This window comes from Bacillus infantis (genome assembly GCF_020171945.1).
Lineage (GTDB): Bacteria > Bacillota > Bacilli > Bacillales > Cytobacillaceae > Bacillus_AB > Bacillus_AB infantis_A.
Window position 1 is genome coordinate 226,424 of record NZ_JAIVAP010000001.1, and the last position, 25,058, is coordinate 251,481.

At 45.0% G+C, this 25,058-nt stretch carries 27 protein-coding genes; 10 read left to right on the plus strand and 17 right to left on the minus strand.

What is annotated here, in order from left to right; genetic code table 11:
• Positions 1-46 precede the first annotated feature (46 nt).
• The 9 genes from LCM00_RS01085 to LCM00_RS01125 form a co-directional block, all read right to left on the minus strand.
• A complete protein-coding gene (locus LCM00_RS01085; RefSeq protein ID WP_224897036.1) occupies positions 47-2,116 on the minus strand; it encodes a transglycosylase domain-containing protein in 2,070 nt (689 codons plus the stop codon).
• 92 nt (positions 2,117-2,208) lie between these two features.
• Entirely contained in the window at positions 2,209-2,949 is a 741-nt protein-coding gene (locus tag LCM00_RS01090) for an STAS domain-containing protein (protein WP_224897038.1), read from the minus strand.
• A 157-nt stretch (positions 2,950-3,106) separates the two neighbouring features.
• Entirely contained in the window at positions 3,107-4,087 is a 981-nt protein-coding gene (locus LCM00_RS01095) for a ring-cleaving dioxygenase (RefSeq protein ID WP_129612216.1), read from the minus strand.
• Between the two features lie 343 nt (positions 4,088-4,430).
• Positions 4,431-6,668 carry an AAA domain-containing protein gene (locus tag LCM00_RS01100; protein WP_224897040.1) on the minus strand — a complete coding sequence of 746 codons (2,238 nt, stop codon included), beginning with the start codon at positions 6,666-6,668 and terminating at the stop codon, positions 4,431-4,433.
• 114 nt (positions 6,669-6,782) lie between these two features.
• Positions 6,783-8,003 (minus strand): MFS transporter, encoded by a 1,221-nt coding sequence (locus LCM00_RS01105; RefSeq protein ID WP_224897042.1) that lies wholly within the window; start codon positions 8,001-8,003, stop codon positions 6,783-6,785.
• A 115-nt stretch (positions 8,004-8,118) separates the two neighbouring features.
• Positions 8,119-9,051, minus strand: a complete 933-nt coding sequence (locus LCM00_RS01110) for a CAP domain-containing protein (RefSeq protein ID WP_318247586.1) — start codon at positions 9,049-9,051, stop codon at positions 8,119-8,121.
• A 102-nt stretch (positions 9,052-9,153) separates the two neighbouring features.
• Positions 9,154-10,425: a LysM peptidoglycan-binding domain-containing protein gene (locus tag LCM00_RS01115; protein WP_224897044.1), complete on the minus strand. Its 1,272-nt coding sequence runs from the start codon at positions 10,423-10,425 to the stop codon at positions 9,154-9,156.
• Between the two features lie 135 nt (positions 10,426-10,560).
• Positions 10,561-10,833 carry a hypothetical protein gene (locus LCM00_RS01120; RefSeq protein WP_224897047.1) on the minus strand — a complete coding sequence of 91 codons (273 nt, stop codon included), beginning with the start codon at positions 10,831-10,833 and terminating at the stop codon, positions 10,561-10,563.
• 47 nt (positions 10,834-10,880) lie between these two features.
• Positions 10,881-11,312, minus strand: coding sequence for a hypothetical protein (locus tag LCM00_RS01125; RefSeq protein WP_224897049.1), 432 nt, complete (start codon positions 11,310-11,312; stop codon positions 10,881-10,883).
• Positions 11,313-11,630: 318 nt separating this feature from the next.
• Between LCM00_RS01125 and LCM00_RS01130 the strand changes: the two genes are divergently transcribed.
• Both LCM00_RS01130 and LCM00_RS01135 read left to right on the plus strand, forming a co-directional pair.
• Entirely contained in the window at positions 11,631-12,593 is a 963-nt protein-coding gene (locus tag LCM00_RS01130) for a 3'-5' exonuclease (protein ID WP_224897052.1), read from the plus strand.
• A 53-nt stretch (positions 12,594-12,646) separates the two neighbouring features.
• Positions 12,647-13,549 (plus strand): aldo/keto reductase, encoded by a 903-nt coding sequence (locus tag LCM00_RS01135; protein ID WP_224897055.1) that lies wholly within the window; start codon positions 12,647-12,649, stop codon positions 13,547-13,549.
• Between the two features lie 68 nt (positions 13,550-13,617).
• Here the strand turns inward: LCM00_RS01135 and LCM00_RS01140 are convergent, their stop codons facing one another.
• The 3 genes from LCM00_RS01140 to LCM00_RS01150 all read right to left on the minus strand — a co-directional run bounded on the left by LCM00_RS01140 (position 13,618) and on the right by LCM00_RS01150 (position 14,690).
• Positions 13,618-14,115 carry a hypothetical protein gene (locus tag LCM00_RS01140; protein WP_224897057.1) on the minus strand — a complete coding sequence of 166 codons (498 nt, stop codon included), beginning with the start codon at positions 14,113-14,115 and terminating at the stop codon, positions 13,618-13,620.
• A gap of 209 nt (positions 14,116-14,324) precedes the next feature.
• The gene (locus LCM00_RS01145; protein ID WP_224897059.1) at positions 14,325-14,471 is read right to left on the minus strand and encodes a lmo0937 family membrane protein; all 147 of its coding nucleotides are present in this window, start codon (positions 14,469-14,471) and stop codon (positions 14,325-14,327) included.
• Between the two features lie 72 nt (positions 14,472-14,543).
• Positions 14,544-14,690: a hypothetical protein gene (locus tag LCM00_RS01150; RefSeq protein WP_224898175.1), complete on the minus strand. Its 147-nt coding sequence runs from the start codon at positions 14,688-14,690 to the stop codon at positions 14,544-14,546.
• A 114-nt stretch (positions 14,691-14,804) separates the two neighbouring features.
• Between LCM00_RS01150 and LCM00_RS01155 the strand changes: the two genes are divergently transcribed.
• The gene (locus LCM00_RS01155; RefSeq protein WP_263623181.1) at positions 14,805-15,008 is read left to right on the plus strand and encodes a DUF2188 domain-containing protein; all 204 of its coding nucleotides are present in this window, start codon (positions 14,805-14,807) and stop codon (positions 15,006-15,008) included.
• A 30-nt stretch (positions 15,009-15,038) separates the two neighbouring features.
• On the opposite strand, the gene LCM00_RS01160 is transcribed toward LCM00_RS01155, so the two are convergent.
• Positions 15,039-15,458, minus strand: a complete 420-nt coding sequence (locus LCM00_RS01160) for a hypothetical protein (RefSeq protein WP_224897061.1) — start codon at positions 15,456-15,458, stop codon at positions 15,039-15,041.
• Positions 15,459-15,590: 132 nt separating this feature from the next.
• On the opposite strand from LCM00_RS01160, the gene LCM00_RS01165 reads away from it, so the two are divergent.
• Entirely contained in the window at positions 15,591-16,265 is a 675-nt protein-coding gene (locus LCM00_RS01165; RefSeq protein WP_224897064.1) for a hypothetical protein, read from the plus strand.
• A 48-nt stretch (positions 16,266-16,313) separates the two neighbouring features.
• Here the strand turns inward: LCM00_RS01165 and LCM00_RS01170 are convergent, their stop codons facing one another.
• Positions 16,314-17,159, minus strand: coding sequence for a LysM peptidoglycan-binding domain-containing protein (locus LCM00_RS01170; RefSeq protein WP_224897066.1), 846 nt, complete (start codon positions 17,157-17,159; stop codon positions 16,314-16,316).
• A gap of 274 nt (positions 17,160-17,433) precedes the next feature.
• Between LCM00_RS01170 and yhfH the strand changes: the two genes are divergently transcribed.
• On the plus strand, positions 17,434-17,568 hold the full coding sequence (gene yhfH, locus LCM00_RS01175) for a protein YhfH (protein WP_224897068.1): 135 nt from the start codon (positions 17,434-17,436) through the stop codon (positions 17,566-17,568).
• A gap of 147 nt (positions 17,569-17,715) precedes the next feature.
• Positions 17,716-19,533 (plus strand): oligoendopeptidase F, encoded by a 1,818-nt coding sequence (gene pepF, locus LCM00_RS01180; protein ID WP_224897071.1) that lies wholly within the window; start codon positions 17,716-17,718, stop codon positions 19,531-19,533.
• Between the two features lie 35 nt (positions 19,534-19,568).
• Here pepF and LCM00_RS01185 read toward each other — a convergent pair whose 3' ends face one another.
• Complete coding sequence (locus tag LCM00_RS01185) at positions 19,569-20,819, minus strand: erythromycin esterase family protein (protein ID WP_224897073.1); 1,251 nt, start codon at positions 20,817-20,819, stop codon at positions 19,569-19,571.
• Between the two features lie 148 nt (positions 20,820-20,967).
• Here LCM00_RS01185 and LCM00_RS01190 point away from each other — a divergent pair, with 148 nt between their 5' ends.
• Both LCM00_RS01190 and LCM00_RS01195 read left to right on the plus strand, forming a co-directional pair.
• The gene (locus tag LCM00_RS01190) at positions 20,968-21,159 is read left to right on the plus strand and encodes a hypothetical protein (protein WP_224897075.1); all 192 of its coding nucleotides are present in this window, start codon (positions 20,968-20,970) and stop codon (positions 21,157-21,159) included.
• 14 nt (positions 21,160-21,173) lie between these two features.
• Complete coding sequence (locus tag LCM00_RS01195; protein WP_224897076.1) at positions 21,174-21,410, plus strand: transcriptional regulator SplA domain-containing protein; 237 nt, start codon at positions 21,174-21,176, stop codon at positions 21,408-21,410.
• A gap of 544 nt (positions 21,411-21,954) precedes the next feature.
• On the opposite strand, the gene LCM00_RS24835 is transcribed toward LCM00_RS01195, so the two are convergent.
• Positions 21,955-22,260, minus strand: a complete 306-nt coding sequence (locus LCM00_RS24835) for a cold-inducible protein YdjO-related protein (protein WP_404802136.1) — start codon at positions 22,258-22,260, stop codon at positions 21,955-21,957.
• Here LCM00_RS24835 and LCM00_RS24570 point away from each other — a divergent pair.
• Positions 22,222-22,356: a hypothetical protein gene (locus LCM00_RS24570; RefSeq protein WP_257990973.1), complete on the plus strand. Its 135-nt coding sequence runs from the start codon at positions 22,222-22,224 to the stop codon at positions 22,354-22,356. The two genes, LCM00_RS24835 and LCM00_RS24570, sit on opposite strands and share 39 nt — an antisense overlap.
• Before the next feature lie 190 nt (positions 22,357-22,546).
• Here the strand turns inward: LCM00_RS24570 and LCM00_RS01205 are convergent, their stop codons facing one another.
• A complete protein-coding gene (locus tag LCM00_RS01205) occupies positions 22,547-23,380 on the minus strand; it encodes a manganese catalase family protein (RefSeq protein ID WP_224897078.1) in 834 nt (277 codons plus the stop codon).
• A 294-nt stretch (positions 23,381-23,674) separates the two neighbouring features.
• Between LCM00_RS01205 and LCM00_RS01210 the strand changes: the two genes are divergently transcribed.
• Complete coding sequence (locus LCM00_RS01210) at positions 23,675-24,901, plus strand: MFS transporter (RefSeq protein ID WP_224897080.1); 1,227 nt, start codon at positions 23,675-23,677, stop codon at positions 24,899-24,901.
• Positions 24,902-25,058 lie beyond the last annotated feature (157 nt).

Below are 25,058 nucleotides of genomic sequence, written 5' to 3' on the forward strand. Positions count from 1 at the left end.
TTTTCCTTTTGAGTCAAAATATTGGTTATTTAATGAATGAAACCGGCTAACTCCCAATTTTGTCCCAAATTCCATTCAGTTTTTCTTCTGTTTTGTCGAGCAGCTCCCGGGCATCCTGCCATTTTTCTTTCCATTTCGGCAATTCTTCCTTCAGTCGCTCGCTGAATTCCTCAGCCTGCTCCTGAAGATCGATATCAGGTTCAGCTTCTTCAGCAAGCTGATCATTAACTGACTCTGTTCCGAAATCTTTCTGTTCCGTATAAGGAAGCACCTGCTCCATGATGCTCCTGAATATTGGAACGACTGTTTCGGAGCTGCTGGTAGACAGATAATGGTCCCGGTCTGTTTTATCATAGCCAAGCCATACAGCACCTACCAATGAAGGTGTATAGCCTACGAACCATTGATCCTTCGTGCCGTCGATATCATTGTAAGGCAGCTGTGTAGACCCGGTTTTGCCCGCTATCTGGACATCCGGGATATTTGTCCTTTGACCGGTTCCGCTTTCAACGACATTAAGAAGCATGGATGTCATCTCCCTTGCCGCTGCTTTGGAAGTAACTTTTACAGTTTTCTCCTTTCTTTCTGCAATAACATTTCCTGTTGGTCCGACTATCTTGGTGATAAAGTGGGCATCATGCCTTTTTCCCTCATTAGGAAAGGCTGAATATGCTTCTGCGAGCTTCAGCGGAGAGATTCCTTTTCTCATTCCGCCAAGGGCAATGCCGAGCGCTCTGTCTTCCTTCTCGGTTGGGATTCCAAAACGCTTTAAAGAGTCCATGCCTTTATCAATCCCAATTTCGTTGAGCAGCCAGACTGCAGGAATGTTCAGCGATTCTTCAACTGCTTTATACATCGGCACTTCGCCGGCATATGTCCGAGAGAAATTTTCCGGCTTATAATTCCCGAATGTCATCGGCTCATCCTTCAGGATAGAGGAAGCATCATAGCCTTCTTCTATAGCAGGTGTATAGACTGAGAGCGGCTTTAAGGTAGAACCTGGCTGGGCCTTTATATGTGTCCCTCTGTTAAAGCCCCTGAACACATGCTCACCCCGGCCGCCCACAATCGCACGGACCCCGCCGGTAGACGGATCTAAAAGGACTGATCCGCTCTGCACCAGCTGTCCTCCTCTGCCTGCAGGGAAAAGGGAATCTCTTTCATATACCTTTTCAAGGCCGGCTTGTACGTTTTGATCCAGTTCTGTATAAATGGTATAGCCTCTTGTAAAAATTTCCTCCTGGGTAAGGCCGTACTTGCTTGTTGCCTCATCCAGGACAGCATCTACATAATAGGGATACTTTCTTGCTTCTGTATCTGTACTTCCATCTTCCAGGACGATTTTCTCCCCGATAGCCTTTTCATACTCATCCTTTGAGATGTATCCCAGTTCATGCATCTTTCCAAGCACCGTGTCGCGCCTGCTGATGCTCCTGTCATAATGCTGATAAGGATCCAATGCTGATGGAGACTGAAGCAGCCCTGCCAGCAGTGCTGCTTCGCTGATTGTAACCCTGCTTATCGGTTTATTGAAATAGGTTCTTGCGGCCTGATCAATGCCCCATGCCCCGCTTCCAAAATAAACCTGGTTCAGGTACATCAAAAGGATTTCCTCTTTTTTGTAATTCTTTTCTATTTCGACCGCAAGGAAAATCTCCTCGGCTTTTCTTCTGTATGTTTGTTCAGGCGACAGCAGTGCATTCTTGGCGAGCTGCTGGGTGATAGTGCTGCCGCCGCCAGTGATCCTTCCTGCAAACAAATTACTGAAAAAGGCCCTTGCAATCCCTTTTATATCAAAGCCATTATGCTTGTAAAAACGCTCGTCTTCAATACTGACGACAGCTTCCTTCATATGTTCAGGCAAATCTTCTATTTCTGCTCCGCCGGTCCTGTTCGCGGCAAGCTTTCCGGCCTCATCTCCGTCTTTATCATAGAGGACGGTCGACTGCTTCAGGCCATCCTTCAAGGATTGGACATTGGCCGTGGCTGCCAGGTAGGCAAAAAACAATATGGCGAGCAGCAGGGCCGTCAGGGCGGCAAGCAGCAGGATCTGTGTGATATGCTTTCTTTTCCAAAAGCGTTTGATATATTCCCAGACCTGTTTGAGTCTTTCCATTTGTGCTTTCTCCTTAAATAACATATTTCATAGTATATTTTAACCAACTTATACAGAAAAAAGGAAGGAAAATGAAATTTTCCTTCCTTCTGCTAATACTTTTCTTTTAAATGCCTGATCGCTGTATCAAGCTGAGGAAAGGTTTCGACTCCCTCCAGCCGGATTCCGGCCTGTACTGACTGGACGGCAATATCCGGCCGTATGCCCGCAAATACAACTTCAATGCCTATCATCCTGAACCCCTGCATAAGCTCCACAAACCCCACTGCATTTGCAAGCAATTTAATGGTGAACAATTTTGACATATCCAAAATCAGAGCCCTGATCTTTTTTTGGCTGGCAGATTGCATTGCTTTTGCAGCAAGGTCTGCCATTTTGGCCGGTGACACATCATATGGCAGCGCATGGAGGGAAAGCATGCCAATCTTGTCATCTACAAGAATGATGTTTACTGTGCTTTCCTCAATGAAGTTTTTATACTGCTCCTCCATCTTGTGCCGCTCTGTAATGTCTTCGAATTCAACCATAGCACCTTTTATGTTATTATTATCGTCCTTGAGCAGGGTGGAACGCTGGCTCAGTGTCAACTCATACTTGCCCCATGTATATGGGAACACATCGTATCTGAAATTCTTTCCCTGCTCAAGTGTGTGCTGAACGGTCCTGGTAAATTCAGGCGGATGGCCAAAAAATTCGTCGATATTTTGCCCGATCGCTTCCTCAGGATCTATCCCCAGTATTTCTTTGCACCTTTTATTCGCTACTTTAATGGTAAAATGTTCGTCAATCGCCATGACAGCCACCGACAAATGGTCCAAAACAATAGAATCCATTAGTTATCTCCCTATGCTTGTTAACTTCATCTTAACATAGCAGAAAAGAAAAGGTGAAACTAATTTCAGGAAAGAAATTGCGGCAACTTCTGGATGCCGCAAGGCTGGTTGACCTGTGCTTGAGTATTAAATAAATCACAAAGCTGGCACATGCCTCCTATCGGCCTGTATCGAGAGACTTCAATTTAGCTTCTATCTCTTCTCTCCGGTCCTCAAAATAGGGAGGCAGAGCAAGATTTTGACCCAGCTCCTCAAATGGCTCGTCACTCTCGAAGCCGGGTCCGTCGGTGGCCAGTTCGAAGAGAATGCCATTCGGCTCCCTAAAGTATAATGATTTAAAATAATAGCGCTCTACAAACCCGGAGCTGGGGATTCTTTTTTCTTTCAGAAGGGCAACCCATTTATGCAGTTCTTCCTCATTTTCGACACGGAACGCTACATGATGAACGCTTCCGCGCCCGGGCCTTTCCTTTGGCAGGTCATTCCGTACCAGAATGTGTACCTCGGTCCCTGGCCCTCCCTGTCCTGTTTCGTACACATGTGCCATATGGCCGCCAAGCGCAGATGCGGAATAGGAATCTTTCTTTCGGAATCCCAAAAGGCTGACAAGGGTATCTTCTGTCCTGTTCAGTTCGGCTACAGTCAGGAAAACGGGTCCAAGACCTATGATTCCGTGCTCGGCGGGGACTGGGCTATGCTTCCATGGGCGCCCGCCTTCTTCCCCAGAGTTCCCTTCATCAGAAATAAGTGCAAGTCTTTGATCTTCAAAATCGGTAAAAAACAGCATATTTCTTCCGCTCTCAGAAGCAATGGATGAATATTCAACCCCGTGTTCGTCAAACCGGTCCTGCCAATATTCAAGGGACCGGTCACTCGGAACTCTTAAGGAAGTGAGGCTGATGCTGTTGGTGCCGGGGTAGGTGTGCCCTGCATTCGGTATTTCAAAAAAGGTTAAGTCAGTTCCCGGGTTTCCCCTCTCATCTGCATAAAACAAATGGTAAACAGAAGTGTCGTCCTGGTTTACCGTCTTCTTTACGAGCCTCATGCCCAGGGTGTCAGTGTAAAAATCATAGTTCTTTTTTGCGTTTGCTGTGAGGGCAGAAACATGGTGGATGCCTTTCAATGGCAGCCTGTTCATAATATGCACTTCCTTTTCGAGAAAATATCCTTACTTCGAGATAATTTTACTTCTTTTTCAGTTTTTATGGAACCTATATGATTGTATATTATACCGCCTGGAAAAATTTAATCTTGCATCTATGGTTTTTTGGTGATATATTTAGTGAGCGATGAGCTAATTGAATAAGCCGGCGGGCGCTCCTTTAATGGAAATGCACGATGTGGCGTGCAGCCTGCCGCCTCAATACGCAAGACCCCCTGTTTCAGGGGGTCTTTTTATGTTTCCTGTTTTCCTATTAAAAGTTAATCTTTCTCACTTTTCCTGTATGTGGAAAATGGTTTTTCATTAGATCAAGGCTCACTCACAGGAATTGCGATTCAATATACCCGGCAATGCTTTCTGATTGGAATCTGACAGCAATATAAGGAGGCCTGATGCCTTTATGGCTGTAAAAAGGCATTCCCAGCCATAAAGTGCGGCTGTCAATGCTTATAAAAGGAAACGGTACATCTTTCTGAATGAACGCAGCGTGCTTCAGCGCCTCATGCCTTTTGTCTGAAATCAGCGTGACACTCGCTCTTCCAGGAACTCCGTTCACTATTCTGGTCCATTCCCCGTCCAATGCATGGGTAGCTGGCAGCGCAATGACAATGGATGATCTTGCCTGGTATATATCATTTTCAACTTTGCCGGTTTTTCTGCTATGTGTCCATTGAAGCGCAGGATGCTGATTTTTGATCCATTTGCCGATGCTTGAAGGCGATACAGCATGCCCCATTTTCAGCTGATGCTCTGCCAGCTTTCGCCATGTTTTTCCTGCATATACTTTTTCCTTGATAAACTGGGTATCCCCTACCTGGATGAACTTTCCCCTAGTCCTGGTGACAGCTACATTTATCAGTCTTTCACTGTCTTTTCCTGTCATAAGCATACCTGCTTTTTCAAAAGGAAAGCTGTCAACAGTGTCAAAGACCATAACATCCCTCTCGCTTCCCTGAAACCGGTGTACAGTCGCTGCAACAATGCCTGCAGCTGCAGTTTCAGAGCTGTATACCTCCTCCATGAACTGTTCCATCAATGAAGCCTGGATTCTGTATGGAGCAGCATATCCGATTGATCTTGCCCCACCCAGATATGCCTCATGAATCAGCTGGAAAGATAGGGCAAGATGAAGAAGATTGCTCCTTGAGCCGCTGTTATTGTCCTTCAGGCCATACCTTCCCATTTCTGAGCTGTCAACCATTACCGATGCCATATCCTTGAAAGGCTTGAGTCCGGATATCCCCTCCCTCAGTTCTTCAGTACCTTCAAAGTCTGTGACAAGTGAATGGTAGATATGTTTATTGGTAAAAGCAGAAATAGCCGGATGCATCCTTCTTTGTTCTTTCAGCAAAAACAAATGGGGATGCAGCTGTCCATTCCCGACTGCAGAGGCTACACCTGAGTGGTGGAATATGTCCTCTTTCAGCCATTTGCCAGCCAGTTCGCTTCTGGAAGCGGCGATTGGCGGGAGCTGCTTGAAGTCCCCGCATATAATGATCCTTTTCCCCAGGGAAGCTGCAAGTGCAGCCTGCGGGACATATGCCATGCTGGCTTCATCCACAATGACAAGATCATAAATGCTCTCATAAATTGCAGGATCTCCTGCTGCCCTGGCAAGTGTGGTCCCGATAATCCCGGCATCCTTCACATATTCAATTTCCTTTTTCCTGATCTTCTCCAATACAGCTGCAAGCTTTGTTTCAATTTCGACCAGTTTTTCGGAATCTCTTTTGCTGAAAGAACGCCTCAAATCAGATTTTAACAGCCTTTTTTCTTCCATCAGCTGAGATTTCTTATCCGCCAGGTCTGGGTGGTGTTTTTCAATGAGCCTGTCGGCGTGAAAAAGTCCCCCTGCATTAGCTTCGCTGCTGCTTCTTGTTCCATACCTGAGGATATCTCCGTCCTTAGGTTTCGATTTGCGGGACGAGAAGGCGGCGATTTCGGCCATCAGTACATCTACGGCCTGGTTGCTGTGTGAGAGAACGAGAACCTTCTGCTTTTTGAAATACTTATTAGCTGCTGTCCTGGCAAGCGTATATGTTTTACCTGTCCCCGGAGGCCCCCAGACAAATGTAACCGGGTTATACTTGGATCTCAAAATGAGTTCATGGACAGGCGATCTAGCCTTACCTGCCGGATGGGCTGCCGGCATGGATGGGTCCATCAGTTTTTTGATCCGCAGCCTCTTGGTTTTGCTTTTATTTATATCATCCAGCCGCTGGATGAGCTGGTCGATCAGCTCCCAGGGATCATGATGCAGGGTAGCAAATTGCAGCTCATCACCCAAATACTGTTCGGATGCAACAATGATGTTCCTGCCTTCAGAAGACAGAATCCTTCCTTCCGCTTTTCTATGCCCCCAGCTGATTTTCACCCGTGAACCAATAGGCACAAGCAGTGCAGATTCTGTTTCGAAAAAATAAACAAACCCTTCATGGCTTGATATCAGAATGCCATTGTGAAGGGAATATTTACTGCTTCCGTAATTTTTCATATGCTGTATTTCTGATTGAAGGGCCTTTTGCCATTCTGCTATATATCTTTTTGTGCTGCTCATCCTATTTCTTCCTTTACTCAACAATCACCATTGCTTCTCATTTAGAAGGAGCTCGGCCATTTTAATGAAAGATAATATAACACGGCCTTAGCCAAAAATCCAATCTGCCCTTTATTAAGCACTCCCAGCTTCCTGCTGGTTTTTAGTCCTGGCGGTAATGAATGTACGCACCATAATCAGCAGGGTGATCAGGATCAGAGTTCCATGAAAGAATGCAGCAAGCACCGGCAGGCCGGTCTTGTCAAGGACAGCCGGAGCCAGAATAAATCCGCATGCGAAACCGAGCGATTTCAGAAGCATGCCTACCCCAAATATCCTGCCCCTTATATGATTGTCCGATTTTTGGAGAATGGTTGCGTGCAGGGTGGTAAAAGCTGCGTCAAAAATACCGGTAAGAAAGGCAACCAGTAATATTACAGGGATATAGCTGCTTGATAAAAAGATGATGAATCCTGATGACATCAGAATCGCAGAAATGAAGCATGCAAGATAGACCCTGCTTCCCCTTGCCCATTTGAGCCTGGGCAGCAGGAAGGCTGACAGTATGGATCCGATTCCCCATGTACTCCAAATCATTCCATAATAAAAGCTTTGTCTGTAAGGATTAAGCGCTTCGGCTAAAATCGGAATCCCTAGATTATGGGAGCTTCCGGCAAAAGAGCCTGCAAGAAAGACAATGTTGACGAGCATGAGCATCGGTGCGAGCTTTAAATAAGCATAAACCTCTTTTATATCAGATGAAATGGAAGCGAGCTTCCCTTGAAGGGTTGATTGAACGACAGATTTCCTGCCAGGTGCCGATTTCCATTTAAGCAGCATCAGTACAGCGGCAGACAGGAAATAGGTAGCTGAATCAATAATCAGTGTAATATGGTAGCCTAAAATATCTGTCAAGATGCCAGCCGCCAGAAATCCGGCGACCAGACTGGCGGATGTGAGCCTTGAAATGAGCGCATTCGTCTCAAGCACCTTATTCTCTCCAAAGATCTGGGGGATTTCCGCATTGAAGCTGACCATAAAGCTGCTGTTGGAAAAACCGATAGCAAAGGATACGAGTATAATCATATAGGGTGTTGGAAAAGGAATCAGCGACAAAATTAAAATGCCCCTTGCCAGGTCGCTGATAATCATGATCTTCCTTCTGTCGAACCGGTCTGCCAGTATGCCTGAAAAGATACTCGAAAACACGCCGCCAGCTGTCCTGAATGCCATTGCGGCAGCCATCCACCCGGTGCTTCCTGTTGTGGCATATATGATGACATTCAGAACAATTGTATCCATAAATGTGCCAAAATCTGAAAAAGCTTTTACATATAACAATATTTTTCTGTTCATTGCTTTACTCCAGTGCAGTTTTTGTCTATTTTATCCGGTAACTGAAAGTTTCGCAATACGAAATTTCCAGGCAAATAAAAAAGAAGTGCTCTTGAGAAGCACTTCTTTTCTCCTTCTATTTTCCAATGAACATTTGTGTCCAGTAATTTCCTTCACCTGTATGGCCAACCCCTATGTGTGTAAAATTGCTGCTGAGAATATTTTTACGGTGCCCTTCACTCTTCATCCAGGCATCGACGACTTCCTCAGCAGATCTTTGGCCCATGGCAATGTTTTCGCCTGCTGTGGAGTACTCAACTCCAAAGTCCCTCATCATATCAAAGGGGGAGCCATAAGTCGGACTGGTATGGGAAAAATAATTCTTCGCCTGCATATCATCCGATTTTTCCTGTGCGACGCCGCTCAGTGAATTGTCTGCCTTCAGTGCAGAAAGCCCATTCTTCGTTCTTTCTGCGTTAGTCAGCTCAATAACCTTTGATTCCATATCGCTGATGCTTTGGTCAGTGTTTCCAGCCTTTTGCTGTCCCTGTTCCCCAGCAGCATTCTGCCCTTGATCAGGCTGTCCGGCGCCACCCTGGCCGCCAGGCGCTGTTCCCTGGCCTGCTCCATACTGTGTGCCAGGGTCCATGCCTGTTCCTTGGCCTGCTCCATACTGTGCGCCGGGATCGATGCCTGCACCCTGACCTGCTTCGTTCTGGCCTGGAGCCGCCGGCTGTCCTTCCTGACCTCTTTCTTCACCCGTATAAAAACGGAACATGCCATTTCCCTGCTGTTCTCCATGAGGGAAGTCTTTGCTTGGCATGCCTGTGCTATAACTATTCGGATCAATCGTAATATAGCCATTGTTGACTTCCTGAAGGCTTTCCATCATTCCGTTTTGCTGGCTGCTGCGGTCATTTAAAAAGTTTGATTGCCCCTGTCTGCCATTCCCGGCATTAAGTGTGTTAAGGCCGCCCTGCCTGTCATCCGCCGCATTATTAGAGGCGCAGCCAGACACCATGATTACTGCAATAGCCGCTGGCAAAAAGCTGAATTTCATTTTGCTCACTCTGTTAACCCCATTTCATAATAATTTAACGGTCTTATTTTGCACTGCAGGACCGATTTATTATGAATGGTATTATTTTCAGCAGAGTAACTAAGAAGCCTCCTATTCCTGCCGCACGACATAATAGTTGTCATATAGGGCGAGCCAGCTTTGAGGGGCACGGAGGCTGATTTGCCAGAAAGTTGTGCCCAGGAGCTGATACCGGTCCATAAGCAGGTATTTCTGCATATAGCTGCGGATATCATCGAACCAGACTATATGAAGCTGCCCATCATCATAATAATTGAAGGATGGTGCTGCCTTTTTGCTGTCATATTGGATATTTGCCCCTTTTTCTATCGCGCGGTTCTGTGCCTGGAGAACTGCCAGAGAAACAGTCCTGTTGTCAGGTCCGGATTTATCATATCCATATAGGGGCAGGGCAATCTGCAGTTTTCCGGGAGGGATCTTGGTAATGGCGTACTTGACGACATCTTCCATCCAAGGCAGCGGTGAAACGGGTTCAGGCGGGCCGCCTGGATAACCGTAATCGATTGTCATTACGGCAACAATATCTGCGGCAGCACTGATTGCCTCATAATCATAGGCGCCTATGATCCTGTTTGCAGGAATATCCTCTGTTTTTGCATGAACATTGACATGCAGAATCAAATTTCCAAGGGCGTCCTTCAGCTCAGCAAGAAATCTTGAAAAGCTGTTTCTTTGCGGAGGGGGTATGAATTCAAAATCGATGCTGACACCGCTGTACCCCTTTTCTTTAGCCAGGCTGGCAATACTGCTGATCAGATTGGCTGTATACCGTCTGTCTCCCAGCACTCTTCCGGCCAGTTCAGGATCAAAGTTGCCATTCTGATAATTGCGGATCATGAGCAGCGGGAGGATGCCCAGCTCTTTGCTTTTATTGATCATAGAGTTGTCATCAAGGAGCTTGTAGGCTGTCCCGTCTGCCTGAAATGAATAGGCAGTAATGGCAAGATAGGTAAGCAGTGGTGAGATTCCTTCCAATATAGGGAAAAGAGCCTCGGCATTATAAGGCAAAATAAAACCAAGTGTCTGAATGCCGTATTTAAGCGGTGAAGGAATGAAAATGCTCTGTCCTGGCTGAAGATTATATGGATTCAAGCCGGGATTGGCTTTGAGGATGGAATCAATTCGTGTCTGATAGAAAAGGGAGAGCTTGTAAACAGTGTCTCCCTCCCTTATTATATGTGAGCGGACAGGCAGATTGTCCAGAGGAATATACAGTGCCAGCCCGGGCACTATTTCATTGGCATCATTCAATCCATTAAGAAGTAATATGTCGGCTGGGGAAACAGAATATGCATTGGCGATCTGCCATAAGGTGTCACCGTATGATACAACATGGATTCCCATTGCAGCACCTCAGATAGGTTTTTAATACCATCATATGGAGCTCCCTTATATAATAGAATGTAAGATAGCTTAAAAGGTCCAGATCTCCTTTTAAAAGAAAAAACAGGGCATTCAGCGCCCTGTTTCAATATCTCATTAATTTTTGCTGTAGTCATCTGTATCCGGTGAAACCATTCCTCCGGCCCCTGAAGTATTAACATCCGGATCAACGCCTTCAGGCTGGGAAGGAAGCTTATGGTGTTTATATTCTTTATTGTTTTCATCCGCCAAGGGGGTCTGGCTGTGGTTTTTCTCATCTATGGAAAGAATCTCAAACTCAGTGCCCTGCAAATACCCCTCAAGCTTTGTCCTCATATCATTATTATCTATCTTTCCTTCATAACGAAGCTGAGCATTGACAGTTATCATAAACAATCCGTCCTTTCACTTTTTAATAAGTCCTTTTATGCTTACGGTCAAGAAGATGTACCAGGGGTTGCTTCGCCCTTTAGTGTTTCTTTTGCTTCTTCAATCGTTGTAAATACCAATACGTCTGTTACCTCCTGCCCGTCATGTGATACTGCAAGGAAGCCGTCTGCAAGCTGAAGGATATCTGCCAGGGTCCCTTCCTCGCCGCCGTCAAGCTTGACCGATTCTTTAAAGTCCAGCTGCCCTTTTTCAGCCCATGACTGAACTTCGGCTGAATAGGTCCCATAGTCCATTCCTTCAGTAATCCGGTCATCAAGCTCACCTGCACTGAGCTTTTTCTCTTCTCCTTCTGTATTAGTCTGTTCGTTATACCCTTCTGTCGTATTTTCCTCATCTGATACGGTTTCTTTGTCATCCTCGGCACCGCAGCCTGAAAGCATTAGGGCTGCAGCGGCTGCCAGGGTGTATATCTTTTTCACCGGAATCCACTCCTCTGCAATTGGTTTTGTTACAATGTTAATACCCGTTTATCCAAAGAACATTCATCTTAAATGCGGTTCTTCACAGCAGAACATTAATTAAACTCTTTTTGTGCTATGTGCTGATTCTGTATTTCAGTGAATTACTGTTACACACTCGTCCAGCTGTGCTTAAGTCTGGCTGATTGTACCTGTAATCAACAGAGGAGAGTAGCATACAGCCTAAAAATTAGAATTCGTGCTGCATATGGAAAAAAATTGCCTTTCCTAAAACCGTGAATTCAACTATAATGAACTGTTAGGAAAGGAGGGTGTAAAATGGCTGAACTGACGCAATATGTTTTTTTTGACTTTGAGATGCTCTGTTCGAACAAAGGGATGCTGTTTGAAGATATGGAGGCAATCAGGCTTGGTGCAGTAAAATATGATCTGCTTACAGAGGAGCTTTCATTTTTCGATGAATATATAAAGCCGGAAAATCATAAGCCGCTCAGTATGTTCTGCAAAAGGCTGACTGGCATTGAAGATAAGGATCTTCGGGATGCAGACGGATTTGCTGATGTATTTACCACCTTTCTTTACTGGGTGAATGGAGTAAAGAAAACCAGATTTTATTCTTGGTCAAAAAGCGATCTGTCCCGCCTGAATGCTGATGCAGACAGACATGGGATCCCGGCTGCCACGATTGAAAAAATTAATGCCAGATATGTCGACTTCCAGGAAGTGTTCTCAAACCGTGCTGCTAATAATACACCCTCTGTTGAAAATGCCCTGGGACTGTATGGACTGGATTTTGTAGGTGAAACGCATAACCCGATGTTCGACTCCTACAATACATTGCGCATATTTTTTGCTTTTGAGCGGAATCCCCAGCTCACTGAAAAAATTATGGCTGAAAGATTCATTCTGCCGGGGAGAACACTCAGCATAGATCAGATCAATGTTGAGGTGAAAAGCCAGTTTGCCAGGGATATAGAAGAGTTTTTTTCCAGTCTGCAATGGATCTACAAAATGAAGGAAGCGCAGCAGCTTGTCAAAAAAGCGAAAAGAATATGCAAGAGATATAAAAATGTCGCTGGCAGCACTTCCGGCATCTTTGATGAAGAACTTCGGAAAGATGCTAATGATTTTATCCTTTTTTACGAAGGTCTTAAGAAAAATTACCTGGAGCATATCACCTATTCGTCCAGAATCCTGATTCTGGATGAAGAGAATTTTTCCTACAGGAAGCTCCTTTTGGCGCGGGCCTCCGTGGATGGGCAAGACCGGCAAGCCGTTTAAGGCTTACCGATACATATTGATTAATTTAACTTCATGATGAGGAGCTGTATAGGATGGAAAGAATAAAACTTAGCGAGGATCTGTCATTTTCCAGGATTATCCATGGGTTATGGAGGCTTGCTGACTGGAATCAGACAGACGAAGAGACGCTGTCGTTAATTGAATACTGCCTGGAGATGGGCATCACTACCTTTGACCATGCCGATATTTATGGTGGCTACACATGCGAGAATCTGTTTGGGAGAGCGCTGGCTCTAAAGCCTGAATTAAGAGAAAAGATGGAGCTTGTATCTAAATGCGGAATTGTCCTCCAATCACCCAATAAGCCGCATCATAAGTCCCACCACTATAATACAAGCCGTGAGCATATCCTGGAGTCGGTCGATCATTCCTTAAAGAATTTAGGGACAGACTATCTGGATGCATTGCTTATACATCGTCCTGATCCTTTCATGGATCCTGAACAGACCGCACAGGCGTTCATCGAACTGAAGAATGCGGGAAAGGTCAGGAATTTTGGCGTTTCCAACTTTAAAAATCACCAATTCGATATGCTTCAATCTTACCTGCCATTTAAGCTGGTCACAAACCAGATTGAGCTTTCAGCTTATCACCTTGAAAATTTTGAAGACGGTACACTTAATCATTGCCAGGAAAAAAGGGTTGCACCTATGGCCTGGTCACCTCTAGCCGGAGGAAAAATCTTCTCGGTTCAGGATGAAAGGGCACAAAGGCTTCAGGATACCCTGAAAAATATAGCAGGGGAAATAGGAGCCAGTGATATTGATGAAGTCCTCTATGCCTGGCTTCTGAACCATCCGGCGCAGATTATGCCGATCATTGGGTCCGGCAAAAAACACAGAATAGAAAAAGCAATCAACAGCCTGAAACTGAAGCTGGATAACCATCAATGGTTTGAAATTCTTCAAAGCTCCATGGGTCATGATGTGCCATAACTAACAGACATAAAGGCCGGCCACAAGAGTGGACCGGCCTTTAAGATGCTGCAAAAATATCAATATGTTTATTGGAACATACCTTTGAAAGCTGGAGTGGAAATATCAACACCCTCAAAAACCTTTGTCATGCCAGTGATATAATCTTCTTTAAAGGTCTCTGCTTCAGCCATGTCCTCTGAACCGGCCTTAAGAAGTTCGCCTTTTTTTGTGAAGTATTGAACGAGGTTTTCAGATGCACCTTCGATATCCGCAGAATAGTCGCTCAACTCTTCCGGAATTTCGATTCCGTCCAGGCCAGGTTCAAAAGCAGAAGCTGCTTCTGCCGGATCTTTGCCCTCTTCTGCAAAAGATGCCTCAGTACTGCGGATAAGCTTTGTGACTTCTGATTGATAGCTTAGAAGCGCAGATTTTTGTTCTTTGCTGCCGTCAGCCTGATCAGCTGCTTCAGTCTCAGCTGCTGAAGTATCCTTTTCGGTATCAGCCTCTTTAGACGTGTCTTCAGAACACGCTGCCAAGCCCGCAGTCATAAGCGAAGCCATTAATAATGCCATAAACTTTTTCATTTCTCTCTCTCCTTTTTCTGTTGACCCTTTTTTAAAAATTAACTTATTTACTGACAATTTATAATTTAACTAGTTTTCATAATTTTTTCAACCCCTTTTCGTTCGAAAGTCGAAACAAAAAGATATTTTTGAATAATTTTTAAATATTATGAATAGGCAAAATATTTAATTTTTAACACAAAAAAAAAGACCTCCTCCTGGAGGTCAAGCTAGCTGGTTTTTCTTCCTTTAATGAGATTGATGACGAGCAGTACTGCAGCAACAACGAGTAGAATGTGGATGATTCCTCCTGCAATTTTAAAAATGAAGCCAAGCAGCCACAGCAATAATAATGCCCCTATGATAAATTTCAGCATGTTTATCTTCCTTTCAATTCATGGTAGCATTCAAATACCCTTTGATACTCTAGCATAAACACACACGATATATCAGCTGGGATCCGCTTCTTCCTGAATCAATGTTGTAACGTTGGTATATTCGCCTTTCTGCCTTTCCTGTGATGAGGCATCCTGGTTCAGCTCCTCATTGTCATCAATACCCGGTGCCATTGTCGGTTCTTTCTTATCTTCAGGCAATTTAATCACTCCCTTTTTAATGTTACTATCTCCTTTAAAAGAGATCATATTCCCGGTTTAGCATAGTTCGGAAAGGGAAAAAAACTATTAAGAAAATGAAAGGAGTTTTTTTATATGATAAAAGAATACTCAGTTGTACCTAATAAGGATGAAAACCTCTGGCTGGTAAAACTTGAAGATGCAGCACCTGCAGCCCAGTTCGGCAGCCGCTCGGCAGCAGTGGAAGAAGCTGAAAAGATGGCTAAAGATAATAAGCCGAGCAAGGTGACCATTATGGACGATAATCATGAGGTCATCGACGAAAAGTTATTTCAATAAAATATAAAAGCCCGGCCTGTACAGGCTGGGCTACCTTTTGCTGTTTAAACCCTCTTCGATCAGGGACTCCAGAAGTATCCGGTAAGAGCTGCAGAGCTCTACCCCTTCTGTGTCTCCAGCTTCTCCGCAATACTCCCTGAATGTGTCCATTTCCGTATAGACTAAGTTGAGCAGCCCTTCGTCAAGCTTCAGATTCATTTTCAGACCTCCTGCATCATTCCAGGGCAGCTGCATCAAAAGCTGCTGATAAAGATCATGGAAGATGCTGTACTCCCTTTTCAGCTGTTCCCTCTCGCCAATAAGAATATCATCTCTGGTTTGGATCACTTCCCCTCTCCAGTGGATATTGAAGGTGCAAAAAGCCAGCCAGAAAGAGCTTTCTTTCGGTGAAATCATTATGGTTCCTGCAATGTCTGCCTTACTGCCCTCATCAAACGAAAATATGTCCATATTTGCCTCCCGGTCTGTTCTTCCCCTTCTGTGTCACCTGCCTATTATTTGCAGCTTTTCTGCAATCATTACATAGAATAACGCAAAACCAGAAAGGAGCTGTGCCCTATCAGCACCGATCATAATTCAGGAATGCCCCCCATCTTATTCACTGAGAACCTGAAAAATTCGGCCCACGGGAATCAGGCCATTTACAAAGACAGTTTATTCAGAGAGGCTGTCACACGATCAATAGAATCTGTTAAAAAAGATATGCTCGCTGCAGCAGAACGGCATTCGGAGCATCTTGTTGAGTTTGAGGCAGCTTATGTAAAAAAGCTGAAAGAAAGTATGATGAAGCAGGAGGAAGCTGGCTCGAGGATTCTACAGCGGCTGGATATGATGGAAAATCATCAACTGCAGCTGACAGAAATAGTGGAGCAAAAAGCGGCTGGCCAGGAAGAATGGAATGATCAGCAAATCATACAGGAGGCGATGATGCTGGAACTATCCCGAAAGATGGATAATTTGCTTCCGCCTCATGGACTTTTAGAAGAACAGGAAGATTTGAAGAATAAAGTGGATTCTCTCGCAAATTTGCATGAAATGACCCATAAGACCATTATGGAACGTCTTGATAAGCAGGAAGATCTGCTTCAGAAACTTGGCAGGCATTACGAAGAGCTGCGTTCAGTCATGCAGGATCGATTTGCGGCTGTCAGCAGTTTTCTTGAAGACCGTTTTTATAAACTGACACAGCCTGTACAGCGTTTAGTGATCAAAGATAAACAGATGGAAAAAGAGGAAGATGAAAGAACAATTGTATAAAGGAAAAGAGGCCGAATGGTATATCGGCCTCTTTTTTCAGTCCCTATATCAATCAAGTATCCTGACTGTCAATGTCTGTCTGCCAAACTTGATTGCTTCTTCTTTGGTCGGGATAAAGACATCAATTTTATTACCTTTAATGCTGCCCCCTGTATCTCCGGCAATCGCATTGCCGTACCCTTCAACATATACCTTTGAGCCTAGAGGAATGACATTGGGATCTACCGATATGACTTTCTGATCGGGATTTGCATTTAAATCAATTCCCGTAGCTGTGACGCCTGAACAGCCTTCACAGCTGGCAGTATAGGCGGTTGCTGTAACGGTGATTTCCTTGCCAGTCTCTTCCTGCTTGACAGGTGCACTGGCTTCAGGAGCGGGCTGGGCATTTACAGATGCTTTGCTTTCAGCTGGCTTAGACTCAGCAGGAGCTGTTTTCTCAGGAGCAGGAGACTTTTCGGCAGCTTTTACGGCCTGCTGTTTTTCAGGCTGTACCTGTTCTTTAAGCTCTGATGCTGCCGGTTTTTCCTCTTTGCTTCCTTTTGGATGGATGACCAGGACCTGATCAGGATAGATCAAGTCTGAAGACAGATTGTTCCAGTGCATCAAATCGCTGACGGAAACACTGTAATTCCTGCTGATATTCCACAGCGTATCCCCGGATTTAATTATGTATTTTTTTTCTGGAAAAATAGAAAGAGTGGTTTCTGCTCTGATCACGTCTGAAGATAAATCATTCCACTGCTTAATATCGTTTATTGTTACTTCATATTTTTGGGAAAGCCCCCAAAGGGTATCTCCCTTTTTTACGGAAATTTCATCTGCTTGTGCATTGGCTCCGGCAGATCCGGCCATGGCTGCTGCCGCTACTAAAGATAAGATTTGTTTTTTCATTCTGATAACCTCCTGATAGCTATTTCTCGCTAACGGAATCTATCATAGCATGAAAAAATCCGAGAAAAAGAACAGGCATATAATAATTCCTTTACGTTCATGACAAGCATTTAACAGCAATATTTCGCTTCTCGAATTTTCTTCTAATTTTTGTAGAATGTGGAAAATTCTAAAATTATTTGATAATTCCCTTCACAAATAACGTAACTGAATGTATACTGTACTATAACAGAAATAAATAAATTTAATTGTATTATAAAAGGAGGAGTTATCAATGATTAAGAACCCGGTTGAATTTTTCAGGAACCTTCCGAAGAAGGAATGTCCGGAATGCGGCGAGTATATGGAAGAGCAGGCAGAATCTTATTTGCTGGAATGCGACAGATGCCTGGCTAAAAAACATGAATAGCAGTCGGAAACGGGCTGAGCCCGTTTTTTTTTTTTGGAAAAGATTAAAAATATTTAGATAAATGATATGAAAATGCCTTCCGATGAAGTATAATTTCCTTAGGGTACCGAAACATTTTCCCGATTTACCTAAAGGAGGTCTTTATAAATGCCTGAAAAAACACTTGTTAAAAGACTCGCACGCTCAGAAGTCCCTGAGGCTATTACATGGGATTTGAATGATTTGTTTTCATCTGAAGAAAACTGGAAGAGTGAGCTTAAAAGCCTGGAAGCGGACCTGTCCCAGTTTGATTCATACAAAGGCAGGCTTGCCGGCGACTCTGCTGTCCTGAAGGAATGCCTGCTGGCACAGGAAGCTTATTCAATCCGGATGGTCCAGGCCGGAACCTATGCTTCCCTCCGCCAATCTGAAGATGGATCAGATCCTGACAATCAGTCCAACGCTTCCCTGGCAGCTTCGCTCCGGGCAAAAGTAAATTCCGCCCTTTCCTTCATTGAATCGGAAATCCTGGCTTTTGAAGACGGGATGCTTGAGAAGTACATAAAAGAACAGCCGGAGCTGGAAGCATTCAGAAAGAGTCTTGAAGAGCTTCTTGAAACAAAAAAACATAAGCTCAGCCCAGAGACTGAGGAAGTCCTTGCCTCACTTGGCGAGGTTCATGCATCTCCATATCAGGTTTATCAGAACAGCAAGCTGGCAGATATGCAGTTCGCTTCATTTGAGGACAAGGAGGGCAATGTACTCCCAAATTCTTTTGCCCTGTTTGAAGACCGTTATGAATTTTCGCCTGATACACATACAAGAAGAGCAGCTTATGAATCTTTCACTGATACGCTGAAGCAGTATAAGAACACGTTTGCTGCCGCCTATTCGGCGGAAGTGAAAAGGCAGGTGGTTCTGTCCCGGGCTAGAAAGTATGAATCTGCAACAGAAATGCTGCTGGAGCCTCAGCAGGTTACAGAGGAAATGTACCATAACCAGCTTGATATCATCGGGGAAGAATTGGCCCCTATCATGCGCAAATATGCTGAACTGAAAAAGACGGTACTTGGCCTTGATAAGATGACATTTGCTGACCTAAAGGCGCCGCTTGACCCTGAATTCAACCCGGCCACCACCTATGATTCTGCAAGTGAAGTCATCCTGGAAGCTCTTCAGGTGATGGGGCCTGAGTATACAGAAATCATGAAAAAAGGCCTTGAGGACAGATGGGTCGACCTTGCTGACAATATCGGCAAATCGACAGGTGCGTTCTGCTCAAGCCCTTACGGTTCTCACCCTTATATCCTGATCACATGGACAGATACAATGCGCGGAGCATTCGTACTGGCCCATGAATTAGGCCATGCCGGCCATTTCTACCTGGCAAATAAAAATCAGCGGATCATGAATACCCGTCCCTCTACCTATTTTGTAGAAGCGCCATCGACGATCAATGAGCTTTTGCTGGGCCAGCATCTTCTGGAAGGTACAGAAGATCCGCGGATGAAACGCTGGGTCATCCTGCAGCTCCTTGGAACCTATTATCATAATTTTGTTACGCACCTGCTGGAAGGAAGGTATCAGAGAAGGGTCTATGCTTTGGCTGAGCAAGGGGTTCCCCTGACGGCTGCTGTATTATCCAAGGAGAAGAAACAGGTGCTCGAAGACTTCTGGGGCAGTTCAGTTGAAATTGACGAAGGTGCAAGCCTGACATGGATGAGGCAGCCTCATTACTACATGGGTCTGTATCCTTATACTTACTCTGCAGGATTAACTGTATCAACTGCTGTAGCACAGAGGATCAAGGAAGAAGGAAAGCCTGCAGTTGACCAGTGGATCAATGTACTGAAAGCCGGAGGCACGAAAAAGCCGCTTGAGCTGATCAAGGATGCGGGCGTTGATATGAGCAAGCCGGATTCAATACGGAAAGCTGTTTCTTTTGTCGGTTCTCTTGTTGATGAATTGGCAGACAGCTACCAATAATAAATGAGGGTGAGCCTGATTCAGGCTCACCCTCTTTAGTCAAGGGGTCTTAAAGCAGAAGTGCGGTCAATGAAAAGAAACCCATCATACCGGTCAGAAATTTGTGAAGGAACATAATTTCCATTTAGTTCAAATTCGGGATTATACACGACCCCAATCGCTCTGTGTCCGATCGTTTCTTGAAAAAGGCTGCGATTTTCGCTGTTAAAGAGAATCAGCTTATTATGAGCACCAGCCCGGTGCAGCAAATCCTCCCAGCTCCCTTCTGCTGCAGGAGGCAGAAGCATCACTTCCCTTCTCTCCCCCCAGCTGCGTCCGGCAATCACGGTCCCATCGTATGTTCCCAGACCGAGCGCAAATACTTTGCCGGCATACCTCTCCCTGAGAATCTGGCCGACATTTGTCATACCATGCATTTCCATATCAGTCGCTCTTGCATCACCGATATGCGTATTATGCTCCCAGATGACAACCTTTGTATCTTTACCATTATATTTAATGATTTCCTCAATTGCGCTGACCATATGCCTGTCCCTAATGTTCCAGTCCTCAGATCCGCCTTTTACCATTGACCGGTAATAACTTTCCGCATGAAGGGCAACAAGGCTATTGACTGAAAGATTAAGCGCCATTTCATTTTGGGGAGGGTAATTTGTCATGTTTCTGCGGATGTTAAGCAGCAGCTCCATTACTTCTTCCTCGCAAGATTCTCCATAAAAGCCTGACGACACCGCATAATCCTCAGGATTCCTGTAATAAGGCTCAAAACATGAAAAAGCTTTTTTGGCAGCTTTTGCATCATTGGAGCTGTCTTTTTCAAGATGCTGGATGATTTCCTCCATTGATTCCCACAAACTGTAGACATCCAAACCGTAAAAGCCAATCATATCTTCTTTTGCCTGCTCATTATAATTCCTGAGCCATAAGATAAAATCCTGGATCTCCTGATTGGCCCACATCCACTCAGGCCATCTGTTAAATGCTGCTTTCAATACATCCTGAGGGAGGCGCTGATTATACGACTTAATATAGCTGTTGATCTCGAAACAGGAGGGCCAGTCCCCTTCTGCACAGACAGCCTTGAAGCCATATTGTCCGATAAGCTTCTTTGTAAGCTCTGCCCTCCAGATATAAAATTCTGATGTTCCATGGGAAGCTTCCCCCAGAAGGACGAATTGGGCGCTGCCGGCAGCTTCTGCTGCTGCATCCAAGTCATTGAAATCATCGATCCTAATACTGTGCGCCTGGATATCTGAGATTAATCTTTCTGCATTGTTTTTAAACATTTCCGGCCTCCTCTTTTTTCTATCTGTTATGCGTTTTCCCGGCTGCACACATCCTAAAGCCTCTGCTTTAATTTGGTCGTAATGCATAGTGGAGATGCATCAGGAGAAACTTTTAAATAGAAGGTTCGAAAAAAAGGAGGGGATATACTTGCAGGAGAAAAAAACAGAAGACCCTAAGAATTTTGCACCTTCCGAGCCTGAAATGACAATAGACACTGATGCCCGCGGAATTAACGAAAGAAATACGCCAGGAGACTCAGTCAATGAGCATGAATCACTGGAAACAGCCAATAGCATGATAGCTGCAGGCGAAATCGGACAGCAAAACGAGAACTTATAAAGGAGAATGCCAATATGGATATGATCAATCCTAGAGAAGTAAAAGCCGGAGATGAGGTATTTGTCATATATAACAACCCCCATACCCCTACCGTCTCAAATATCCGGGCAGCAGAAATCGTCCAGCATCCAAAAGATCCAAACGCTTATGCCCTATTCCTAAACGAAACCTTTCACGTAATCGAAGACGACGACGCCCTATTCACCTCACAAGCCGCCGCAGAAAAAGCATTTGAAGAACATTATGAATAGAAAAGCGGAAAAGCCTTGTTCAGACCCGACAAGCATAAGGCGCTTAGGAATAGAAGGCGTTCTTTGCCTTCAATTCCTAAGTGACTTATGACTCGAGGGTCTAGGCTTTGGAGCTGGACAATAGAAAAGCGGAGGGCGCTTGCTCAGCCCTGACAAGCATAAGACGAGCAGGACGGAAGGTTGTTCTTTAACCTTCTGGCCTGATTGGCTTATGACTCGAAGGGCTAGCGCCCGGAGCTGGACAATAGAAAAGCGGAGGCGACTGTTCAGAATCAAGGAACGCAGGCTAAAGACGCCACGTCCTGTGGCAACGCCTGCATTACCCGCGTCCTGCGGGCCCAGCATAAGACGCTTTGGAATTGAAGGCGTTCTTTGCCTTTAATCCTTGCGTGGCTTATGACTCGAGGCTCTAGCCGCCGGAGCTGGACAATAGAAAAGCGGAGAAGCCATGCTCAGATTAAGGAACGCAGGCTAAGAAATACGTGCTATGCCAACAAAAAGAAGCCTGATAAGGTTCAGGCTTCTTCCTATTAAGCGTGCAGCATCAAATCTTTGGGAGCTCTCTTACTTCAGCAGTCATGCCTGTTCCGCAAAGGGGGCATAATAGGTCATCGGATGCGAAATCCTTCCTCATCCACCCATTGCAGGATTCGCCGGCGCAGGAGTATACTTCAGTATCCATCAAGATGTCTTCTGGCTTTTCTTCTTGTGCTCTCTTGTTGAAAAAAATAGGAACCGCCTCCTTTTTTTCTAGTATGTGCAGGTTCTGCCTTTTTAACCTGTAAAATAAAAAGAACTGGAGGGAATATGCTTGGAGTCTAAAAAAAGATATACTGCTGCAGGAACTGATATTGAAGAAGTAAAGAAGAAAAACGCAGCCTCAGGACTGTCCTACAACGAAGTCAAAAGGCAGCTGGCAGAAAAGCACCAGAGCAGGAAAAGATAACGCCGCATTTTGCGGGCTGTTATTTTTCAATCCGGCATCCACAGCAAAATGCAGGCGGTACGGCTCGGAATAATAGGTGTTTCTGCGGCTGAGCCTTTAAGCTCAGGCGGAAAAAAAGGAGTCACTGTTCTCCTGCCTTTCGCCTGCAAAAAAGCCCGAAGCTGGCTGCTCCGGGCCCATGATTCTTTCGTTATTGATTTTTCAGGTCTTCCGGCATGGTATTATGGAGGCTTTTAGGAGCCGGGTTCAGGAACGGTTTTTCTGCATTCGGTTTTGGATCTGCAACATATTCATATTCTCCCTGGCCATCAAGTGCAGGTCCGCTTGCCCAGCGTCCTGCGCCGCTTTCCTGGCCTTCAGAAAGATTATATAGCTTATAAGCAATATCCTTTTTCTCGAGCTCGCGAGGGAATGTGCTTGGTGTAATGATGCCTTCTTTTTCCTCCAGTTCAGCAATCGCTGCCATCCATTGATTCTGATGGTAAGAATCGCGGGCAATGAGGGTAGAAAGCAAATCTTTAACTCCTGCGTCATCAGACATTTCATATAGACGTACTGCCTGCAGGCGTCCCTGGGATTCAGCATTCAGGTTGGCCCTGAAGTCAGCCAGCAGGTTGCCGCTCGCAATGGTATAGCTGCCCATCCACGGATTGCCGACACTGTCGCTCGGGCGGGCACCAAGTCCGCTTACAATCGCGTGCTGTGGATTCATTCCTCCGAGGACCGCACCAATTACAGGATCTTTTGCTGCATCTTCCTGATCCTTGACAGGTGCGTTATCGAGCAGGCGTGCAACCATGGTCGCAAGCATTTCAACATGGCCGATTTCTTCTGTCCCTATATCCAAAAGCAGGTCCCGGTACTTTTCATTTCCGCGGGTAGCCCATCCCTGGAACATATATTGCATGGCCACGGTCATTTCTCCATACTGCCCGCCGATCAGCTCTTGCAGCTTCTTGGCAAACAACGGATCTGGCCGTTCCGGCCTTGCTTCGAATTGCAGTTCTTTAACATGATAAAACATAAAATTCCTCCTCAACAGGTGTAATTTAGTTTGGCTGGATAAGCCTTCCTAAAATTAGTACCCCTGTTCAAAAAAGGTAAACTATAGATGAAAACGGGAAAGATTTAATCTGTATAGTTAATTAGTCCTATTCATTATGTTAGTTAAGACATGCTGCAAAAGTCCTCCGTTAGGTCTATGTTCTCAATCGAGAAGGTCCCACCTTCTACCCTTTTTATGCCAAATGTATTGTTTTTTGAGAAACGAAAGCATACAATCCATTTCGGCAAAGAAAAAATAAAGGGAGATTAAGAATTGAAATATACGCAAAATGAAAAGCTGAGCATCTATAATGGCCTGGCTTCTACTATATCTACCAATGCGGTGAACGGCTATATCCCTCTCCTGGCAATCAGTGTGCTTGGGGCAACAAATCAGCAGATGGGACTGATCAGTTCCCTGCCATCTATTATCGGGCTTCTGGCCATCATTCCCGGAGCAATATGGATCAATCGTTCTCCGAGCAAAAAAAGGGTTGCCGTTGCCTCAACATTTGCAACAAGATTCCTTTTTATGCTGATTTTATTTATACCGTTTCTGCCAAAGGAATTTGCGCCCTGGTTCCTTGTTGGGCTCATTGGTCTCCTCAACTTCCCGGGAGCTGTTTCCGGCCTGTCCTGGCAGTCTATGATCGGAGACCTGGTCCCTGAAAAAAGACGCGGTGAATTTTTTAGCACACGCAACCGCCTTAATACAATTGCTGCAATGTTGATAACTTTCGGGACCGGATTTTTCCTGCAGCAGTATGATCAAAGTTCCCCTTTTCCGTATCAATGTCTCTTTGTGATTGGATTCCTCTTTGCGCTGCTTGAAGTTTATTACCTCTTTAAACATAAAGAAAGCCCTGTGATAAATGAAAAGCAGCAAGAGGGTATTAAGACAAAGAACCTATCGTTAGCAGTATTCAGGCACAGGCCTTTCCTTTCATTTGTTGTCTGCGGTCTTTTATTCAATTTTGGTGCACAGATGGCATGGTCCATTTTCAGCATATATCAAATAAAAGAAGCGGGAGCTACTGCGCTGTGGCTGTCCCTGTTCTCTGTGACCAACCAGCTGGCCCAGATTGCCAGCATGAAATGGTGGGCAAAAGCGGCAGACAGGAAAGGCAATAGCTTTATCCTGTTCATCGCCGCAGCAGGCATGGCAACGGCTCCGCTTCTAACAGTCGCTTCAGCCAATCTTGTTTATTTGACGTTAATCAATTTATGGATCGGCCTTTTTGTCTCAGGAACCAATCTGCTCCTGTTCAATCAGCTTCTTAATGCTTCGCCGGAAAAAAATCGGACCAGCTATATTGCCAATTATAACTTCTTACTGTCCCTTGTCGGTTTCATCGCCCCTCAATTCGGAGTATTCCTTCTTGATCATTTAGGTATGCTGTCGGCTATGGGCATTACTTCAGCCGTCCGTTTTGCAGCTGCACTTTCCTTCCTGTTTGCGGCTATAACATGGGAAAGGAAAAAAGCGGCGGCAGCACTTTGAGAGCAGGATATCCTGCTCTTTTATCTTTAGGCTTATATTGCTTCTGATTAAAGATCATACGTGTGAAACAAAGATTTTACGCACCTTTAACACAGCTGTAAGGGCAGGACTATTATCCGGCAAAATCCATACATAAGTATGGAGAGCTGACGGGACC